Raw genomic sequence first — 18,228 nt, forward strand, 5'->3', positions numbered from 1 at the left:
GATGGCGCGAAGAGGGAGGATGTGGATCTTTGATGACCTTACCCATTATTTTAACGTCAGTTTCGAATAAGAAGCGTGTTTGATCCAGTCGTTACTTCGATGCCGTTCGGGCTGAGGAAGCGCGATAGCGCTGTCTCGAAGCCTTGGTATGGTGCTAAGGCTTCGAGACGAGGCTACCGCCTCTCCTCAGCCCGAACGGCATCGAAGTAACGACTGGATCAAACACGCTTCTTATCCGAAACTCACATTATTTTAAAGTACTCTTCTGCAAATTATTAATCCATTTTTGCCTGTTTTCCTTGCTCATATCCGCTTTTTTAATCGCATAATGCAGGATATACAATCCATCTTTACCCTGAACAATCTTCTGAATTTCATCTTGCTGCAAATTCACCGGAACCGTGACTTTAAATTCAAAAATAAGTTCGCCTGGTTTTTCTTCAATAGTATTGACGGTATAAGTAATTCCAGACTTATCCAGGTTAGCGATAAACCCTTTTTTAAACTGAGCCGGGGTCACGTCCTGAAAACCAGGTATAAACTGGGTTGTAACCAATTCTTTCCATTCATCGATGTTGTCACCAACAGGAATATATTCTACCGTAGCAATAGCATTAGTCTTTTGCCCCCACACTGCTTTCCACGGCCGATTATCAAACTGTACGTTTTGCTTTTCGTAATTCAATACTCCAGGATCCACTGGTGCATTATTCAGAGGGGTCAGGCTGCAATACATCTCCCCCTTAAAAGACACAAATTCGACACATTTGGGATTATTTTCCTTGGTCACCTTGACCAGATTGTCTGGCAAAGCAGGGTCAGCTTTTTCAGCATAACAAGGGCATAACAATAACAAGCTCAAACAACATCCCAGTAAATAGTTCATAATTTCTCGCCAATGATTATTATGCATTAAGTGTAGACGCTAAGAATTATTCCTGCCTTTCGTACAAACAATTTATATGTCACTATAAGAAGATTTTAGCGGTCTTTGGTTTATACAATTCTTATTATAAGGAGATATTATGAATGGTTGTAAATTAAGTCCCATCGGATTAGGCCTTGCATTAGGAGTTTTATGGGGGCTGTCTGTATTTTTATTAGGACTGCTCGCCTATTGGTCTACTTATGGAAAACCCTTTGTTGATGCCATGTCTACTTTATATATGGGGTACGAACCGTCAATAACAGGAAGTATTATCGGCGGCGTCATTGGTTTTATCGATGCCTTTATTACCGGTGCCCTGATTGCCTGGCTGTATAACAAATTCAGTGGCTGCCATTGCAGTTGCTGTGGTGACACTGCTGTTGTTGAAAAGAAAAAGGCAAAATAAATAATTGGTTTAATTATAAAACTGTAGCCTTGATGCAGCGATAGCGCTGAGTGATCCTCACCTATTCAGTAACACTCAGATCTATGCAGAATCGCCTTCCCCCTCCGGGGGAAGGTGCCCGACAGGGCGGATGGGGGGCTCAAAAAGGATTGTTCTATCAGATAAGCTATGTTGTTTTAGATCTTGAGTAGTCTTTTTGATCCCCCCACCCGCCCTGTCGGGCACCCTCCCCCGGAGGTGGAGGGGCTACTTGCGAAGAGCATCCTGTTTATTTGAATCCTTTTTACAAGGTTAAAACAGGAGAGGATCACTCAGAGCGATAGCGTAATCAAGGCTATTTTAAATCAACCACTCTTAACTTCACTGACGCACAATCAGATTATTCACCACATTCTGCACACCGGGAACCTGACGAGCAATTTGTTCTGCTGTATCACTTTGACGAATTTTCTTCACATAACCACTTAAAATCACGGTATTTTGGTTGGTAGTAACATGAACACGCGCCAACACAGGATCATCTTGTCCCGCCAATGCATCTTGCACTGACTGTGTCAAAGTCATTCCAGCCGGTGCCGGGCTGAATAGACTGGGGGTACCCACAGAATTATTCATACATCCGGTTAACAAAAACAACATACCCACAACAATACTCTGTATCGATTTTTTTTGCATTAGATGCTCCTTCCAGGCCAGGGTCGTCTGCCCCTTTATATAGTACCTTAACATAACATATTACAATGACAGTGTCACATACCGCTCTGACATAAAACTGCTATACTGTTTTTTATAAATCAGCTACTTACAGGACGTTACTAATGAAAAAAGAAAAAGAAGTGCCGCATGGTTCTGCTGAAAAAAGAAAACAGGCTCCCCCCCGAAAATCCAAGGACCACAATGATCTGGGAGAAACAGATACCTTGTTCAGATACATGGACAGATTCTATCAGGCTAATCTCGGCAAGCTGACCGCAGGCCTTAGCCCGGCAGCTTTGGGAACGTCCTATTTTTCCTGGCTCTCGCAATTGGCTCAATCCCCAGGAACCCTGACCAGACTTGCCACTTACCCTTTATTGCATATGGGTGATTGCCTGAATAATCTGGTAACGCAAGAAACACCAGGAGATGGAAAAGACGTCCGCTTTCATACTGAAAACTGGAGCATTTACCCATGGCGGCTCTGGGCGGAACAATTTCTGCAGCTCGAAGCCTGGTGTATGCAGGCCACTACTAAAATTCCCGGTTTACCCATACCGGTCAAAAGAACGGTTGCTTTTCACATGAGACAACTTCTTGATTCCCTGTCGCCTTCGAATTTTGTCCTGACCAATCCTGATTTGTTTCAGGAAACCATTCGTTCACAAGGCAAAAATCTGGTTCGTGGAACTGAACTGGCCATTCAGGATTTTATGGAAAAAATAACAGGTTCTCCCCCGGCGGGTGTTGAACATTTTATTCCCGGAAAACAGGTCGCCATTACCAAGGGAAAAGTTGTATTCAGCAATCACCTGATTGAATTAATTCAATATGAAGCACAAACACCCAAAGTATATAAAGAACCCATATTAATCCTGCCAGCCTGGATCATGAAGTATTACATTCTGGATTTATTACCCGAAAACTCATTGGTCAATTGGCTCACAGAGCAAGGCCATACCGTCTTTATCGTTTCCTGGCGCAATCCTACCAGCAAAGATCGCAATCTGGACATGGATGATTACTACCGCATGGGCGCCATGGCCGCAATTGATGGTGTATCGAATGCCATACCCAATGCCAAAATCCATTTAATGGGTTATTGCCTGGGAGGCACGCTCGCCATGATCACAGCCGCAGCCATGGCTAAAGAAAAAGATACCCGGCTAAAAAGTCTCACCCTGCTCGCGGCACAAGGCGATTTTACCGAAGCAGGCGAACTGTTGCTCTTTATCACTAAAAGTGAAGTATCGTTTCTTAAAAGTATGATGTGGGAACAAGGTTATCTTGATACCAAACAAATGGCAGGTACCTTTCAAATGCTACGCTCCTATGATTTGATCTGGTCGAAGATGGTTCAGGATTACATGCACGGCACCCAAAGAGGGATGATTGCCTTATTGGCCTGGAATGCTGACGCAACCCGTATGCCCTATAAAATGCACAGTGAATATCTGGAAAAACTGTTTCTTAATAATGACTTTGCTGAGGGAAGGTTTACTGTTGAAGGAAAACACATAGTCGCAGAAAACATCCAGCAACCCTCTTTTGTCGTCAGCACAGAAAAGGATCATGTGGCGCCCTGGAAATCAGTTTATAAAACACATTTAATCATTAACAGTGACATCACCTTCGTGTTGACCAATGGCGGCCACAACGCAGGGATAGTCAGCGAACCGGGACATGAAGGACGAAGTTACCACATTCGGGAGCGAAAAAAGGATTCCTCCTATCTCGATCCCAATACCTGGCTAAAAGAAGCCCCAAAACGGGAAGGTTCCTGGTGGACGGCCTGGCATGAGTGGCTGGTACACCATTCGTCACCGCGTATGGTTGCAGCACCTAAACTAAAAAGCACTTTAAAAGATGCCCCCGGCAGCTATGTATTACAAAAATAGGAAGGAATCATGAGCAACGACCATTTTAAAACGATTATTGAATCATGCCGTAATTTGCCGCCGATTAAGACTGCTGTTGTTCATCCTGTAACTGCTAATGTCCTGGAAGCCGTGTATGATTCAGTCGAGGCAGGATTAATCGCACCGGTGTTGATTGGTCCTGTAGCCAAAATCAAATCCGCAGCCCAGGAAGCAGACATTGACCTGACACAATGGGAAATTATGGATACCGAACATAGTGATGCCGCGGCGATGAAGGCAGTCGAATTAGCTGCCTCAGGAATGGTAGATGCCATCATGAAGGGAGCCTTACATACAGATGAACTCATGTCTGCCGTAGTTCCCCAGGCTTCAGGATTACGCACCAAATACCGTATCAGTCATGTGTATGTCATGGACGTGCCAAGCTATCATAAACCCTTACTGATCACTGATGCAGCCATCAATATCGCCCCCAATACTGCTGATAAAGCGGATATTTGTCAAAACGCGATTAATCTTTGGCGGGTGTTGTATGACGCTGACAGCAAACCCAAAGTAGCAATCCTGGCGGCTGTTGAAGTGATTAATCTTAAAATGCAAGCAACAATAGATGCCGCCATCTTGTGTAAAATGGCAGATCGCGGACAAATTTATGACGGCATTTTAGATGGACCGCTGGCTTTTGATAATGCGATCAGCAAAGAGGCCGCTGCAGAAAAAAATATAGTCTCGGCTGTCGCTGGCGATGCCGATATTTTGCTGGTTCCTGAAATTGAATCAGGCAATATTCTGGCAAAACAACTGACCTTTTTGGGTAACGCGGACGCTGCCGGCATTGTTTTAGGTGCCAGAGTTCCTATCATATTAGCCAGCAGAGCTGACTCATTAAGAACCAGATTATTATCCTGTGCGGTAGCAGTTAAAATTTCCGCGGCGCGCAAAGCAGGAAAAATAAAATGACGATGCCGGTATTACTCATCATTAATTCAGGATCGTCCAGCGTTAAATTTCAGGTATTTTCGTATACGCCCGAACTGGATTCGCTCGCGAGAGGAAAAATTGCCAATTTGGGTACTGAGCCGGAATTTAGTGCGGTCAATGAAACAACCGAAACTAAAGATAAAGAACGTCTTTCTCAGGATTGCGATCACGAACAAGCCATTCAACTTATTCTTCAATGGCTGAAAAAACAAAATCAAAATTGGAAAATTAAGGCAGCGGCTCACCGCGTGGTGCACGGCGGTGAATTATTTACCCATAGCGTACTCATCAATGCAGAAATAATGCAGCAATTAAAAAAACTCAATCCACTTGTCCCTTTGCACCAGCCGCATAATCTGGCTGCTATAGACATTATTCATCGTATCGATCCTGATTTGCCGCAAATTGCCTGTTTCGATACCGCATTCCATGCCGGGCACGGCCCCCTCTTTTCTACTTACGCGCTGCCTTTGCATTTGCGGGAACAAGGAATAAGGCGTTATGGATTCCATGGCCTTTCTTATGAATGGATAGCTTACAGCCTTAAAAAAGAACATCCAGACCTGGCTGATGGCCGGGTTGTTACCGCTCATTTGGGGAATGGAGCCAGTTTATGTGCCATGCACAAGGGGGTTAGCATTGATACCACCATGGGACTCACTGCGCTGGATGGTTTGCCCATGGGAACCCGCTGCGGTAGCCTTGATCCCGGAGCCATCACCTATATGATCCGTGAATTGGGTTTATCGTCATATGATGTGGAAGACATACTTTATAATGAATCAGGACTCCTCGGTTTATCTGGCTTGACCAATGATGTAAAAGTATTGCAAAGCAGCCCTGAAGAATCAGCCCGGTTCGCTCTGGATTATTTTTGCCTTAAAGCAGCACAATTCATAGCCATGATGACTGTGTCGCTGGGTGGTATAGATGGTCTTGTATTCACTGGCGGAATCGGTGAAAATTCTGCAGTAATAAGAGAAAATATCCTGAGCAGGCTTGGATGCCTTCCCCCTTGTTCTGTACTGGTCATCCCGGCAAATGAAGAGAAAATGATGGCAATGCACTCATTATCTCTGCTTAAAATACAGCTTGAGAGACGATAATTATGGATAAAGACTATTATAAAATCATGGGTGTAAGCCCGGATGCCTCTGAAAAAGACATTAAAACGGCCTATCGCAAATTAGCCCGGAAATACCATCCTGACATCAGCAAAGAACCCAATGCAGAAGAGCGCTTTAAAGAAATGGGTGAAGCTTATGACGTGTTACGTGACACGAAAAAAAGGGCTGAATACGATCAATACCTGAAGCATCGCGAATTTAATCAAAGAGCACAGCAATCGGGAGGATACTCCTACTCTCATGCAGGACGAGAAAATCCCTATGAGGACGTGCAGTTCGACAGTGATTTATTTGAATCCATATTTGGTCATGCCCGCCGCCAACAGCAACAACAGCCCATGGCCGGCCAGGATTATCAGGGAAAAATAAACATCAGCCTGGAAGAGGCTTATAAAGGCACGGTAAAAAGCGTTCAGGTTCCGGTAGATCAAGGCAATGAAACCAAATTACAAACCTTGAATGTAAAAATCCCTGCTGGAATCAAATCAGGACAACAAGTTCGTCTGGCAGGACAGGGAGCCAGTGGTTTTAATGGCGGTCCACGCGGCGATCTCTATCTGACAGTTGACGTTCTGAAGCATCCTTTATTTGATGTGATGGATAATGACATTTACCTCACCCTGCCCGTTGCCCCTTGGGAAGCAGCTTTAGGTTCCACGATTACCGTGCCGACTTTGGGTGGAAAAATTGATTTAAAAATTCCGGCAGGTTCACAAGGCGGACAAAAGCTAAGGATTAAAGACCGAGGGCTTCCCGGATCAACGCCCGGTAATCAGTACGTACTGTTAAAAATCATAACACCACCAGCCACTACTGAAACCGAAAAAGAATTATATAAAAAAATGGCTGAAACAATGCCCTTTAATCCACGTGACAAGATGGGAGTATAAGCATGAACAAAGACACTCTTTTAATTGGCGTGCTTATCGAAGAAACAACCACCATTTCCTTTGTTGAAGTATGCCGTAAATATAATATTCCAAAAGAATTACTGAGCGAGATGGTGGAACAAGGCATCTTTCCTGAACAGCCCACTAATCCGGAAGAAATAGCGCTGAGTCAAAAGGAACTTCGCCGCATCGAATCCGCTTTTCGCCTGCACAGGGATTTGGGGATTAATTTACCGGGAGTAGCGCTGGCACTGGAACTACTCGAAGAAATGGAAAAAATGCACCAGGAACTGGATATTTTGAGAAAGCATTTTTAAAATACCGTCGTTTTCCTTAATTTTAAGATCCTATTATTATGAAAACCTTGATTTCGTTTCACTACATCAAGCCTACAACTGATTTAAAATATAAAAAAACTGTAGCCTTGATGCAGCGACAGCGGAATCAAGGTTTTCCTTAATTTTAAGATCTTATTATTATGAAAACCTTGATTTCGTTTCACTACATCAAGGCTACAACTGATTTAAAATATAGAAAAACTGTAGCCTTGATGCAGTGACAGCGGAATCAAGGTTTTCCTTAATTTTAAGATCTTATTATTATGAAAACCTTGATTTCGCTTCACTACATCAAGCCTACAACTGATTTAAAATATAAAAAAACTGTAGCCTTGATGCAGCGACAGCGGAATCAAGGTTTTCCTTAGCTTTCAGATCTTTAGGAATATGAAAACCTTGATTTCGCTGTCGCTGCATCAAGGCTACTATTTTATAATAACTGTCACTTCGTATCCCTATCCCCACCCTCATCTTTAGGCTGATAATCCGGAATTACTTTAGGCCTACGCCCCTGAATCGTACGAAAAAAAGCAAGAATTTTGGGAAAATCACTATTAATATCCCCGGTAGGCCAAAAAGGTTCCTGAATACGGATTTCTTTAGTAGGGTAATCAAAGCCGAGCATCACAATAGGAATCCCCGCTTTACAGGCAATATAATAAAACCCCTCCTTCCAACGGGTAACCGGGCTACGTGTCCCTTCCGGTGCCAGAGCCAACCGCAGTACTTCCGTATTACGAAACACATCCACGATTTGTTCCACTTTATTATCATGACGAGAGCGATACACAGGCTCACCACCTATGGCCCGCATCACCATCCCTAAAGGAAAGGCAAACAATTGGTGTTTTGCCAGAAAGTTAACTTTAACGCCCACCGCGAAACGGGCGCACAAACCAATAATAAAATCCCAGTTACTGGTATGGGGAGCTACTATGATGATGAATTTTTTATCATCAGGTAAAGCACCGACAAGCTTCCATCCGAACAATTTTAAAAGAAACTGACATATTTTCTGCATAGACAAATCCGTTTGTATTACAAAGACAATCCATTATCTGGTAATTCTATAATATCTTGTTCGCTGTTCTGTGGAAAGTTTTCACCTGCAGTAGTGCTCAGTACCGCAGAAGCCTGCCTTCGTAATGTTCGGGTTCCTGAACTATTTTCTGGTTCAAAATTGACGTGATTGTCTGTAGAGGTTGCTCCCAATAAATTCCTGAGATTCAGACTATTCGCACTGCGGGACAAATCAAGCCTGGAATGTCTTCCAGCCAAAGGGGAGGTGGAAACGGGCTTGTCTTCTACTTTAATGTCACTGCCCGTCAGCGTGTTCCTGCGCACAAGAGGGGGAGTAATCTGTTGGATAAGCGCATCTGAGGTACTGGGTCTCGGGCTTCTTGGACTTGGCAATGAAGGAACAGACTGGGCACCATGGAAGGTCAAATCCAGAAAACGCTTGGAGGTGCGTTTTAATAGTCCATGGCCGTTTCTTATCCCATTAATGGAATGAATACCTGCTTTTACAGTTCTTCTTTTTTCAGGATCTTCATCCATAAGAGTGTGCACTAAATGAATAAATGCCTGTTTCTTGGTTGATGTTTCTTCCGTTGTAGCTGCAAAAATATCAGGCATTCCCTCTTTGATTTCTTGCAAAGTAAGCGGTCTGGAAAAGCCTTCTTTTTTGGCAATTTCGGCCATTTTTTTGATTCTGTATTCCTGATAATTGGCAGTCGTTATCAGTTCCGCTAAAAAAACGCCCAGAGAAAACAAGTCTGAACTAAAGTCATAAGTACGTTTCTTGGTTTTTTTCTTATGTTTACTCTGTTCATTTTTTGATTCACACACATCAATTTCAGGAGGGGTATAACCAAAAGTACCTGTAATTGCATGAGTGCGGGACTTGTTGACTAATAAGGCCGTACCAAAATCAATGACATGCAGTTCATTAAGCGCTATTCCGCTCTCAGTTTCTTTGGTAGAACAAATGATATTAAAAGGATTAATATCACGGTGAATGACGCCTCGTTCGCCCAAAAGTTTTAATTCAAGTAAAGCCGCTTCTGCACTATCAAGAATTAATTCCATAGGTAACTGTTTTTTGGCCGTATAACGCCGAAAATCCTCTTTATCAAACTCGTGATTTAATTCATACATTAAATCGATGCAGTTGCCTCCGGGATAGAAAGGCATAAAAAGATATTCCCTGTGGTATTGATCTCGAGAAGGGTTGGCAATGTAATGCCCAAACAACCTGTCCACTGCCTGTAATGCATTTTTTTCAGGTGTAACGTATTCTTCAGGTTGACCATTGGGAATAATTTCTTTTACTACCAGCACTTTGTCCTGGAGCAAATCATAAGCAAAATAAACAGCGCCTTCAGCCCCTTTACCAATTCTGGGACCAATAATAAAAATGTTATAAGCACCATCAGTTTTTGTACCCATAACAGGCAATACCGAGCCATCAAGACACAATACACGTCTGAATTCTTTTTCTTTCTCAATGAAAAAGGCAAACTGTGATTTCAGATCAGAACTCTTGATTGATTGAAGCCATTGCTCTTTTCTCATTTCAAGGCTTTTAACTGACTTCACTTCTGCATGCATACAACACCGAAATAGTGACTGATTAAAAACGCTTATCTTACAATATATGGTAATAATTGTCCAATTGAGAGTCATTGTGGACTGAAATCATGAAATTGCAATTTACACTTTGCGCTGTACAATAGCCGACAAAATAAACGAATGAACCAGAAGCCATGACGCAATCCGACCCTTTTATAGTGAAGCATACATTAAACTGGATACGCTCCTTTATTGTCCCTTTAAACATCTGCCCCTTTGCTAAAGGCTCGGTGAATAAAGGCACATTGAGAATTTCCGTCTCAGAAAGCAAAAAGAAAGCTCAGGCATTGGAAGACTTGATGTCTGAAGTTCTTTTTCTGGATGAAAATCCAGCAGTGGAAACTACCTTACTGGTTTTTTCCCATGCCTTTAAGGATTTTTTTGCTTATCTGGATTTTGTGGATTTGGCCGAACAGTTAATTCAGGTTCAAGGCTATGAAGGAACATACCAACTGGCCAGTTTTCATCCGGATTATTATTTTGCCGACAGCGATCCGGAAGACGTTTCCAATTATACCAATCGTTCGCCTTACCCCATGCTCCATCTTTTAAGAGAAGACATGCTGGAAAAAGCAATTCATGCTTATGGTGATACCGATACAATTCCAGAAAAAAACTGCACCCTCATGCGGGAATTAGGCTTGCAAAAAGTTCAGGAGCTTATTAGAAGCTGTGCGCCAGAGGATTAATTGGCGGGGGGCGGTCCGGGACGCACTGCCATTAAGTTAAAGAGCTCCGCCGTCCCGCGGCTTGTCCGCGGGATCCAGGAATCTCACTCCGAACTTGGATCTCTGGATACCGCGGACAAGCCGCGGTACGGCGGAGTAGCGCTTAATGGCAGTGGGTCCGGGACAGTTTCTAATAAAAATTAGACAATTTGTACAAACTTAATCCGCCAACATCCCGGTCCGTCCCTCAAGTGTCTTGCCATTCCCACGTCGTCCTGAGCGCGTCTTTTTGCGCGAAGGATCTCCCGAAAGCGGCATGATGCCAATATTTGGAGATCCTTCGCGCAAAAAGACGCGCTCAGGACGACGTGGGAATGGGGCAAGACCAAACCTGTTACATGATTACAAATTTACTCCCTGTTACAAATTTACTCCCTATCATTTTATTTAACATTCAAACCATTAATGACTATCAAACGGCAATTTTTGTACTAAAATTATACATATGGAATCTTACTCTTCAGGTGTATTATGAAAAAACAGGATCCAGCACTTACGTTTTCTAATCCACGCTTACTGGCGGCCATATATTTCGGCCTGCTTTCCGTGGTGGGTACTATCCTTATTAATGCCTTCCTCACCTCGCTTGGAGTAGAAGAAATAATACCCGTCTTTGAAGCAGTGCTTTTGGGAATGATTGTGGCGGCGATCACCGGCGCAGTCTTTGGCGAAAGCATTGTTCATTGTAAAAAACCCTATAAAGCCAAGACATTTTGGTTAGGTTTCACCATGGTTATTGCTTCACTTCCATTCTTCGCACTGGGTTTAGTACTTCTCATGCATGAAGAAAATGCACAACTTTATGCCGTAGCTACTCTGCGCGATATGATTTTCTTTTACCTGGTTGTACTTGCCTATAGTTATATCCTTTTCGGCATTCTTCTCGCTATCGCATCCGGTCTGGCAGCTATGTATTTACGTGGCCAGTTAGTATACGATATCTTGCATACTTATGAGCGACGCAGACCTGTAGCCAAACCTGACTTGTTGCAAGACAAAGAAGAGCAGCCGCATAAGGTTCGTACCACGCATCGCTAAATAATTAAATGCGGTAGTCAACTGCCGCATTTAGTTCCAGACATTTGGCTATTAAACTTATGCATGATTTAAATAACAAGAAGAAACTGTTTGATTTATTAGCGCAAGGTGCAACAGTTATAACCCCCAATAATCGATTAAGTGCTGCCTTACTGCAACAGTATTTTACTTCGTGCAACCATAAGAGTATAGACAAACCCGGTTGCTACCCTTATACCACTGCAATTACCAAAGCATACCAACATTTAAAATTTAAAACCCCGGAATTATGTCACCCTCTCGTATTAAATAATGCACAATGCCAATATATGTGGCGCAAAATAATCCAGTCCCATGCGGAAATTACCTTCAGTGAAGGCTTATTGCACTCCGTCATGGAAGCATGGAAACATTGTTTGCAATGGCAAATCAGCCCGGAACACCAGGCTTTTCATTACACGCCACAAACACGGCAATTTCAAACCTGGTGGCGAATTTTTGATAAACAACTGCAACAGATTCAAGCAATTAGCGAACATCAATTAGTGCCCTACCTCATCAATTCAGGGTCAACCTCGTTTCAAAAAGCAGTTGTCTGGGTTTGTTTTGATGAATTTAATCCGCAACAAATAAGCCTGCAGCGCCATCTGAACGAACACGGGGTGGTGCAATATCGCTATGATTTACCGGAACGAAGTACCCAATTGCAGCTTTTTTCAGCCGCAGACAATAAAGAAGAATACCAGCAGTTAATGGCATGGTTGCATTTAAAAATCAGCCAGGGCGAGCAAAAGATTGGGGTCGTTATCCCTGATTTAGCCCAGGAATCACGTAATGTACAAAGGCGTTTGGCACAACATTTTGATACGTCATTATTTAACGTCTCTTTAGGCCAGCCCCTTAGTGAATTTCCTATTATGTCACACGCCCTGACCTGGTTGCAATTAAATCCCCTGCAGCTAAGCCATCACGAAGCAAGTCTGTTGCTGCAATCACCCTATCTTGGCGGAGCAAAGGAGGAATTCATTCAAAGGTCACATTACCTGCAAGAAAGTACCCTGTTGCAGGAGCAGACCGTTCCTTTAAAAAGTTTCATGCAAAATATAAATACTTGCGCACCTAAACTGACTGACTTATTAGGCGCACTCACTCCTTATCCAACAAAAGCAACGCCTCAGGAATGGATAGTGCAGTTCCAAAATCGCCTAAGTGCTATGGGTTTTCCTGGCGATTATGGGTTGAATTCTGAAAATTACCAATGCTTTAACCGTTTTACTAACCTTTTGAATGAATTTCGGCAATTTACAGTGATTACCAGCCATTTGAGTCAAAAAGAAGCGCTAAATACGTTAACCTATCTTCTCGATAACACTATTTTCCAGGCACAAAAATCCAATGCCCCGATTCAAATTTCAGGATTATTGGAGGCCTCTGGCTGTGAATTTGATAGCCTTTGGGTGATGGGGTTAACCGATCAATGCCTACCACAAAAAGTACAACTGTCCGCATTTATTCCACCCCAACTGCAACGTGAACTGAATATGCCGCACAGTCTTCCGGAACGGGAGTTAAATTTTGCCCGGCAAACAGTGCAAAGATTGGAGCAAGGAAGTAAGGATAGTGTCTTCAGTTTTTCAAGGCTGCTTGGCGATACACCCAATTTACCCTGTTCTCTGATTGCAGACTTGCCAGATTTTGCCCCGCTGCCTGACGCCACTCCTCAAGAACAACCATCCAGCCTGATTTCCTTTGAAGAAAGCTATGACTTGCCGATCACTGTCAATGAAACCATTTCAGGAGGCACTTCTTTATTAGCCAATCAGGCCAAATGCCCTTTTAAAGCCTTTGCAGAACATCGTTTGAAAGCAAAACCATCGCTGCAGACTTCAGATGGACTGGATCCTAAAGAAAAAGGAATCGTTGCCCATAAAGTGATGGAACTGTTATGGCGGGAATTACAAAATCAACAGAATCTGCTGCGTATGAGCGCACAAGAACTGGAACAGTGCATTGATCAGGCAATACAAACCGCATTGGAACCACTGAAAAAGGAACATCCGGATTCATTTCCTCAGTTAGTGCAGGAAGTAGAATACACTCGTTTAAAAAGATTGATTATGGCTTCCTTAGATTGGGAAAAAAGCCGCCCACCTTTTGAAGTGAGCGCATTGGAAGAATCTTTTTCTGTCCATTTGGCAGGTCTGGATTTTAAAGTCAGGGTAGATCGACTGGATCAGGTAAACGACAGAAAATGGCTCATAGACTACAAAAGTAATTTGCCCATCAGCAAACCCTGGAATGAAGAAAGGCCACAGGAGCCACAATTATTATTGTACGCATTATTAGATGAGCAAATTAATACCTTACTGTTAATGCAATTAAAAACAGGGAAGGTATTATGTAATGGTTTGAGTGAAGAAAAACTGGATGTCAAAGGGGTCAGCGCGTTAAAGAAGGAAGAAACCTGGGAGCAGTGCCGAACAGACTGGCGAGAGCAGTTAACCCAATTGTCAGAAGAGTTTCAAAAAGGCTATTGCCCTCCCAAACCGGCCAAAACAACCCTATGCGAGCACTGTGATTTTCAAAACCTGTGCCGAATGTAGTCTAGGTTGTTGTAGCCCGTATTAGCGAAGCGTAATACGGGATCGAAGTGGCAACGAAGTCATTCCCCGATCTACGTCGTCCTGAGCGCGTCTTTTTGCGCGAAGGATCTCCTGAAAGCGGCATGGTGCCAGTATTTGGAGATCCTTCGCGCAAAAAGACGCGCTCAGGACGACGTGGATCGTGCTACAACACAACGAGGAGTTTCATGCATCATTTAATTTTAGGCTATGGCTATTGCGGTTATTATTTAGCCCAGATCTTGCTTAGGGAAAACCTACAGGTTACGGCTGTTTCACGGCATCTTGACGAAAACATGCAGCAGGCGGGCTTGAATCATGTGATGCATGACTTAACCAGCCCTTTCTATTGGGACGAACCTGAAACCGTACTTTATTACTTAATCCCGCCGTCATCACAAGGCGACACAGACAGTGTTCTCAAGCATTTTCTTGAACAAAGCCGTATACAAGCCCAAAAAATCATTTATTTTGGTTCAAGTGGCGTTTATGGTAACCATCAAGGCGCCTGGGTGAATGAAGAATCCCCCTGTTTCATTCAGCATCCGCGCCAACTACGACGATTAGACGCAGAACAACAATGGTTAACTTATAGCAAGGAACATAAGACAGAGCCAATTCTGTTACGCATCGCAGGAATTTATGGTCCTCAACGTTTACCAATTGATGCAGCCAAAGCGTGCACGCCTTTAATAGAAGAAAGCAAAGCCCCTTTGATTAATCATATTTATGTACGCGATCTGGCAACAATAGCTTACCAACTCAGCCAGAGAAAAACGTCTTATTCGCTTTATAATATTGCCGACGGCAACCCGCAACCTATGGGTACCTTACAACAGCATGTTGCACATGCCCTGGGTCTTCCTGCAGCCCCGTATGAACCCTGGCAATCAGCCTGGGAAAAAGCCAGCCCAATGAAACGGGAGTTTATGCAAGGCTCCAAGTGCCTGAGTATAGAACGCCTGCAAAGCACGCTTGGCAATTCTTTACTGTTTACCTCACAAAAGGAAGCAATAAAAAAGAGTATGTGACAATTACATATCATCCTCAGAGCCCTTCGTCCTGAGTCATTCCCCGATCTACGTCGTCCTCTGAACTACGTCGTCCTGAGCGCGTCTTTTGGCGCGAAGGATCTCCCGAAAGCGGCATGGTGCCAATACTTGGAGATCCTTCGCGCCAAAAGACGCGCTCAGGACGACGTGGATCAGACGACGTGAATCGGGCGATGTAGAGAAATCCACGCACCATCTTTAATCCCAAACAAAGATGGTGATATACTGCCATCATTTTGGTTACATATCCGCCGAAAGCAGTCTTTTTTTCCTTATATTTACTTGAGAGTTATATTATGCCTTCTTATGATAGTGCTGCAAAATTAGCAGATGAAATTATAAACTGTGAAACGCAATTTGAATCTCTTTTTGAAGGTCTCCAAAAAAGTGATGATTTTGAACGTGAATTAAACAAAATTAAAGCCTACTACCGACGCGCTTTTAACAAAACCTCTTCTGAATGTGCCGGCCAGGAGATTGTTGATGAATACCGACATTTGTTCCTGACTCTACAGCAAGTGAAGTCCGGGAATATAACTGCAGATGAAGCAATGAGTTCTGTGGAAGATCTTGGTGATTGCCGAACTCTGGATGTTCTGCTTTCCAACATATTCAAAATGTGTGAGTTGCTGTTCTGGGCTGCAGCGGCTGCCGCCTGCTATGTAGCGTGCATCTCTGTCGGTATTCCTGCGATAGCGTGCAATCCCATTCTTGGTTTTGCCATATCAGTATCCACCGCGGTTTTGTGCATAAGCACCATGGAAAGGTGTCTGAATTGTTTTGCAGAGTTCAAGTCCTTTGATCCCGTTGAAGCTGAAGCCACCAGGGAACAAAATGCGGTTCGATTTTTTGCTCCAGCAGTATTAGTACAAAAAGAGGAAGAAATTATTATTGAGGAAGAAGAGTCTTCCTCCTTATCTTCTTCTCAATGAGATTAAAAATCAAATAAAGGAATATGAAAACCGTGTCGCAAAATATTATTGATGTTCTCATTGTGGGTGCCGGACCCGTAGGATTATTCTGCGCTAACGAACTGACACGTCATGGATTGACATGTCGCATCATTGATAAAAAAACACACCTGAGCGAACAATCCAAAGCCCTCGGCATTCACATCCGTACTCTGGATGTATTAGAAGACTGCGGGCTGATTGATGAATTTTTAAAGCAAGGACATCAGGTTGATGGAGTACTGTTTAAATCCCGTGGTAAAACTCTGGTCAATGCTACTTTTGCTGACATAGAAGCCAGCAGGCACTATTTAATTGATCTCCCTCAGGATAAAACAGAAGCCATACTCAATAAATCCCTGCAGGATAAAGGGATTCATGTTGAATGGGAAACTGAACTCACCCATTTAATCCAGGCGCCTAATGAAATTACCGCGACGATTAAAAAGCCTAATAACAAAATTGAATTATTCAGTGCCAACTGGCTTATCGCCTGTGATGGAGCACACAGTACGGTAAGACACCAGGTTGATGCCGAATTTAAAGGTGCTGAATACAAACAAGCCTGGTGGCTTGCCGATCTGTTAATCGATTGGCAAGTGCCAGATAACCGCATGGCCATATACATTAGCGATAAAGGTCCTCTGGCCTGCTTCCCTATGGGAAATAAACGCTATCGCGTGGTGATGACCGCTCCGCAAAAGGGTACAGAGAATCCAACCCTGGAAGACATCCGGAACGAATTTAAACAACGCAGCTCGGATCCCGCTACACTTTCTGACCCGATTTGGTTAACTCCATTTTCCATCCACCATCGCCAGATTCAGCAGTATCGATGCGACAGAGTATTTTTTGCGGGGGATGCAGCACATATTCATAGCCCCATGGGTGGACAAGGTTTAAATACAGGGCTTCAGGACATCTATAACCTAGCCTGGAAATTGGCTTTGGTAGAAAAAAGGAACGCCAAACCTGAATTACTCAACAGCTACCATGCCGAACGCTTCCCGGTAGGGCATGAAATACTGAAAAAGACAGATAAAATGACACGAATCATGCTGTTGAGGCAACCCGTTCTGGTCACTCTGCGTAATGCCTTTATAGGATTCATGGCTTCTTTTAAGCGTGTTAGAAATTTCATGGCCAAAGACCTTGCCGAACTTTCCATTTGTTACGCCAAAAGTCCTATAGTACATCAGTCAGGCTGTGTGAAACATGTGAAGGCTGGTGACTATTTTCCTGCGTTTCAATTAACTGAATACGCAACGCAAAAAGCACAAAACAGTATTTCTATTGTTCAGGGTACCCAGCATCATCTTTTTATTTTTGTGGGTTTGAACGATAAAAAAGTACCGCAACTCATTAGTTTGGCCCGCTCTCTGGCTAAAAAATACTCTCAATCAACCAAGATTCATGTGGTTCTTAATAAGAAAACAGAAAAACGCGATGGAAAAATAAATTTTTGGATGGATGAAGAACAACAGGTTCACAAGCGTTTTGGTTTTAGAAAGCCAACTGTAGTTTTAGTACGGCCCGATAAGTATATTGGCATGATCCAAAAACCGATTAATGAAAAAAAACTGATGGGACAACTTTATTTGTTATCCTGAGTCCAAGGTCATTCCCCAATCCACGTCGTCCTGAGCGCGTCTTTTGGCGCGAAGGATCTCCAAATATTGGCACCGTGCCACTTTCAGGAGATCCTTCGCGCCAAAAGACGCGCTCAGGACGACGTAAATCTGGGGATAAACGCAGAATGTCTCGTAGTGTCGTAGCCCGTATTAGCGGAGCGTAATACGGGACATTACCACTTCGATCCTGTATTACGCTCCGCTAATACAGGCTACACCCTCCCCCCAAGCATTCTTCGCCCCCAGAACGGCGTGCCTCCAGGTGGGTTTTGTTATCAGAACGCAGAAAACCCTCATCCTGGCCAAAACATTAGTGTCGTAGCCCGTATTAGCGGAGCGTAATACGGGACAT

General features: G+C 43.5%; 15 protein-coding genes and 1 pseudogene. 12 read left to right on the top strand and 4 right to left on the bottom strand.

Annotated elements, in window-relative coordinates:
- Positions 1 to 247: 247 nt before the first annotated feature.
- Positions 248 to 886: a hypothetical protein gene (locus tag B094_RS0110835; RefSeq protein ID WP_026253987.1), complete on the bottom strand. Its 639-nt coding sequence runs from the start codon at positions 884 to 886 to the stop codon at positions 248 to 250.
- A 139-nt stretch (positions 887 to 1,025) separates the two neighbouring features.
- Here B094_RS0110835 and B094_RS0110840 point away from each other — a divergent pair, with 139 nt between their 5' ends.
- Positions 1,026 to 1,334 carry a bacteriophage holin gene (locus tag B094_RS0110840; protein ID WP_018577832.1) on the top strand — a complete coding sequence of 103 codons (309 nt, stop codon included), beginning with the start codon at positions 1,026 to 1,028 and terminating at the stop codon, positions 1,332 to 1,334.
- A 360-nt stretch (positions 1,335 to 1,694) separates the two neighbouring features.
- Here B094_RS0110840 and B094_RS0110845 read toward each other — a convergent pair whose 3' ends face one another.
- Positions 1,695 to 2,009: a BON domain-containing protein gene (locus tag B094_RS0110845; RefSeq protein ID WP_018577833.1), complete on the bottom strand. Its 315-nt coding sequence runs from the start codon at positions 2,007 to 2,009 to the stop codon at positions 1,695 to 1,697.
- 143 nt (positions 2,010 to 2,152) lie between these two features.
- On the opposite strand from B094_RS0110845, the gene B094_RS16105 reads away from it, so the two are divergent.
- The 5 genes and pseudogenes from B094_RS16105 (at position 2,153) to B094_RS0110870 (ending at position 7,225) form a co-directional block, all read left to right on the top strand.
- Complete coding sequence (locus B094_RS16105; protein WP_018577834.1) at positions 2,153 to 3,928, top strand: PHA/PHB synthase family protein; 1,776 nt, start codon at positions 2,153 to 2,155, stop codon at positions 3,926 to 3,928.
- A gap of 6 nt (positions 3,929 to 3,934) precedes the next feature.
- A pseudogene (locus B094_RS0110855) lies at positions 3,935 to 4,870 on the top strand (bifunctional enoyl-CoA hydratase/phosphate acetyltransferase); the annotation flags it as partial.
- Positions 4,867 to 5,997, top strand: a complete 1,131-nt coding sequence (locus B094_RS0110860) for an acetate/propionate family kinase (RefSeq protein ID WP_018577836.1) — start codon at positions 4,867 to 4,869, stop codon at positions 5,995 to 5,997. The pseudogene B094_RS0110855 and the gene B094_RS0110860, both read left to right, overlap by 4 nt.
- Positions 5,998 to 5,999: 2 nt before the next feature.
- Positions 6,000 to 6,908 (top strand): DnaJ C-terminal domain-containing protein, encoded by a 909-nt coding sequence (locus B094_RS0110865; protein ID WP_018577837.1) that lies wholly within the window; start codon positions 6,000 to 6,002, stop codon positions 6,906 to 6,908.
- A gap of 2 nt (positions 6,909 to 6,910) precedes the next feature.
- Entirely contained in the window at positions 6,911 to 7,225 is a 315-nt protein-coding gene (locus B094_RS0110870; protein WP_018577838.1) for a chaperone modulator CbpM, read from the top strand.
- Between the two features lie 463 nt (positions 7,226 to 7,688).
- Here the strand turns inward: B094_RS0110870 and B094_RS0110880 are convergent, their stop codons facing one another.
- Entirely contained in the window at positions 7,689 to 8,267 is a 579-nt protein-coding gene (locus B094_RS0110880; protein ID WP_018577840.1) for a lysophospholipid acyltransferase family protein, read from the bottom strand.
- A gap of 17 nt (positions 8,268 to 8,284) precedes the next feature.
- Positions 8,285 to 9,856: a protein kinase domain-containing protein gene (locus B094_RS0110885; RefSeq protein ID WP_018577841.1), complete on the bottom strand. Its 1,572-nt coding sequence runs from the start codon at positions 9,854 to 9,856 to the stop codon at positions 8,285 to 8,287.
- A gap of 155 nt (positions 9,857 to 10,011) precedes the next feature.
- Here B094_RS0110885 and B094_RS0110890 point away from each other — a divergent pair, with 155 nt between their 5' ends.
- The 6 genes from B094_RS0110890 to B094_RS0110920 all read left to right on the top strand — a co-directional run bounded on the left by B094_RS0110890 (position 10,012) and on the right by B094_RS0110920 (position 17,855).
- Positions 10,012 to 10,566 (top strand): DUF1415 domain-containing protein, encoded by a 555-nt coding sequence (locus tag B094_RS0110890; RefSeq protein ID WP_018577842.1) that lies wholly within the window; start codon positions 10,012 to 10,014, stop codon positions 10,564 to 10,566.
- Between the two features lie 510 nt (positions 10,567 to 11,076).
- Entirely contained in the window at positions 11,077 to 11,643 is a 567-nt protein-coding gene (locus B094_RS0110900) for a hypothetical protein (RefSeq protein ID WP_018577844.1), read from the top strand.
- 59 nt (positions 11,644 to 11,702) lie between these two features.
- A complete protein-coding gene (locus B094_RS0110905) occupies positions 11,703 to 14,225 on the top strand; it encodes a PD-(D/E)XK nuclease family protein (protein ID WP_018577845.1) in 2,523 nt (840 codons plus the stop codon).
- A gap of 206 nt (positions 14,226 to 14,431) precedes the next feature.
- Positions 14,432 to 15,274, top strand: coding sequence for an SDR family oxidoreductase (locus tag B094_RS0110910; protein ID WP_018577846.1), 843 nt, complete (start codon positions 14,432 to 14,434; stop codon positions 15,272 to 15,274).
- Positions 15,275 to 15,591: 317 nt separating this feature from the next.
- Positions 15,592 to 16,227 (top strand): DUF5638 domain-containing protein, encoded by a 636-nt coding sequence (locus B094_RS0110915; RefSeq protein WP_018577847.1) that lies wholly within the window; start codon positions 15,592 to 15,594, stop codon positions 16,225 to 16,227.
- Positions 16,228 to 16,250: 23 nt separating this feature from the next.
- Positions 16,251 to 17,855, top strand: coding sequence for an FAD-dependent monooxygenase (locus B094_RS0110920; protein WP_018577848.1), 1,605 nt, complete (start codon positions 16,251 to 16,253; stop codon positions 17,853 to 17,855).
- Positions 17,856 to 18,228 lie beyond the last annotated feature (373 nt).

Origin of the sequence: Legionella shakespearei DSM 23087, from assembly GCF_000373765.1 — a bacterium.
Taxonomy (GTDB): domain Bacteria; phylum Pseudomonadota; class Gammaproteobacteria; order Legionellales; family Legionellaceae; genus Legionella; species Legionella shakespearei.

What these genes read in the sequence shown, in the direction of transcription:
- B094_RS0110835 (WP_026253987.1), bottom strand. Translation starts at nt 886, where the DNA reads ATGAACTATTTACTGGGATGTTGTTTGAGCTTGTTATTGTTATGCCCT.
- B094_RS0110840 (WP_018577832.1), top strand. Translation starts at nt 1,026, where the DNA reads ATGAATGGTTGTAAATTAAGTCCCATCGGATTAGGCCTTGCATTAGGA.
- B094_RS0110845 (WP_018577833.1), bottom strand. Translation starts at nt 2,009, where the DNA reads ATGCAAAAAAAATCGATACAGAGTATTGTTGTGGGTATGTTGTTTTTG.
- B094_RS16105 (WP_018577834.1), top strand. Translation starts at nt 2,153, where the DNA reads ATGAAAAAAGAAAAAGAAGTGCCGCATGGTTCTGCTGAAAAAAGAAAA.
- B094_RS0110860 (WP_018577836.1), top strand. Translation starts at nt 4,867, where the DNA reads ATGACGATGCCGGTATTACTCATCATTAATTCAGGATCGTCCAGCGTT.
- B094_RS0110865 (WP_018577837.1), top strand. Translation starts at nt 6,000, where the DNA reads ATGGATAAAGACTATTATAAAATCATGGGTGTAAGCCCGGATGCCTCT.
- B094_RS0110870 (WP_018577838.1), top strand. Translation starts at nt 6,911, where the DNA reads ATGAACAAAGACACTCTTTTAATTGGCGTGCTTATCGAAGAAACAACC.
- B094_RS0110880 (WP_018577840.1), bottom strand. Translation starts at nt 8,267, where the DNA reads ATGCAGAAAATATGTCAGTTTCTTTTAAAATTGTTCGGATGGAAGCTT.
- B094_RS0110885 (WP_018577841.1), bottom strand. Translation starts at nt 9,856, where the DNA reads ATGCATGCAGAAGTGAAGTCAGTTAAAAGCCTTGAAATGAGAAAAGAG.
- B094_RS0110890 (WP_018577842.1), top strand. Translation starts at nt 10,012, where the DNA reads ATGACGCAATCCGACCCTTTTATAGTGAAGCATACATTAAACTGGATA.
- B094_RS0110900 (WP_018577844.1), top strand. Translation starts at nt 11,077, where the DNA reads ATGAAAAAACAGGATCCAGCACTTACGTTTTCTAATCCACGCTTACTG.
- B094_RS0110905 (WP_018577845.1), top strand. Translation starts at nt 11,703, where the DNA reads ATGCATGATTTAAATAACAAGAAGAAACTGTTTGATTTATTAGCGCAA.
- B094_RS0110910 (WP_018577846.1), top strand. Translation starts at nt 14,432, where the DNA reads ATGCATCATTTAATTTTAGGCTATGGCTATTGCGGTTATTATTTAGCC.
- B094_RS0110915 (WP_018577847.1), top strand. Translation starts at nt 15,592, where the DNA reads ATGCCTTCTTATGATAGTGCTGCAAAATTAGCAGATGAAATTATAAAC.
- B094_RS0110920 (WP_018577848.1), top strand. Translation starts at nt 16,251, where the DNA reads ATGAAAACCGTGTCGCAAAATATTATTGATGTTCTCATTGTGGGTGCC.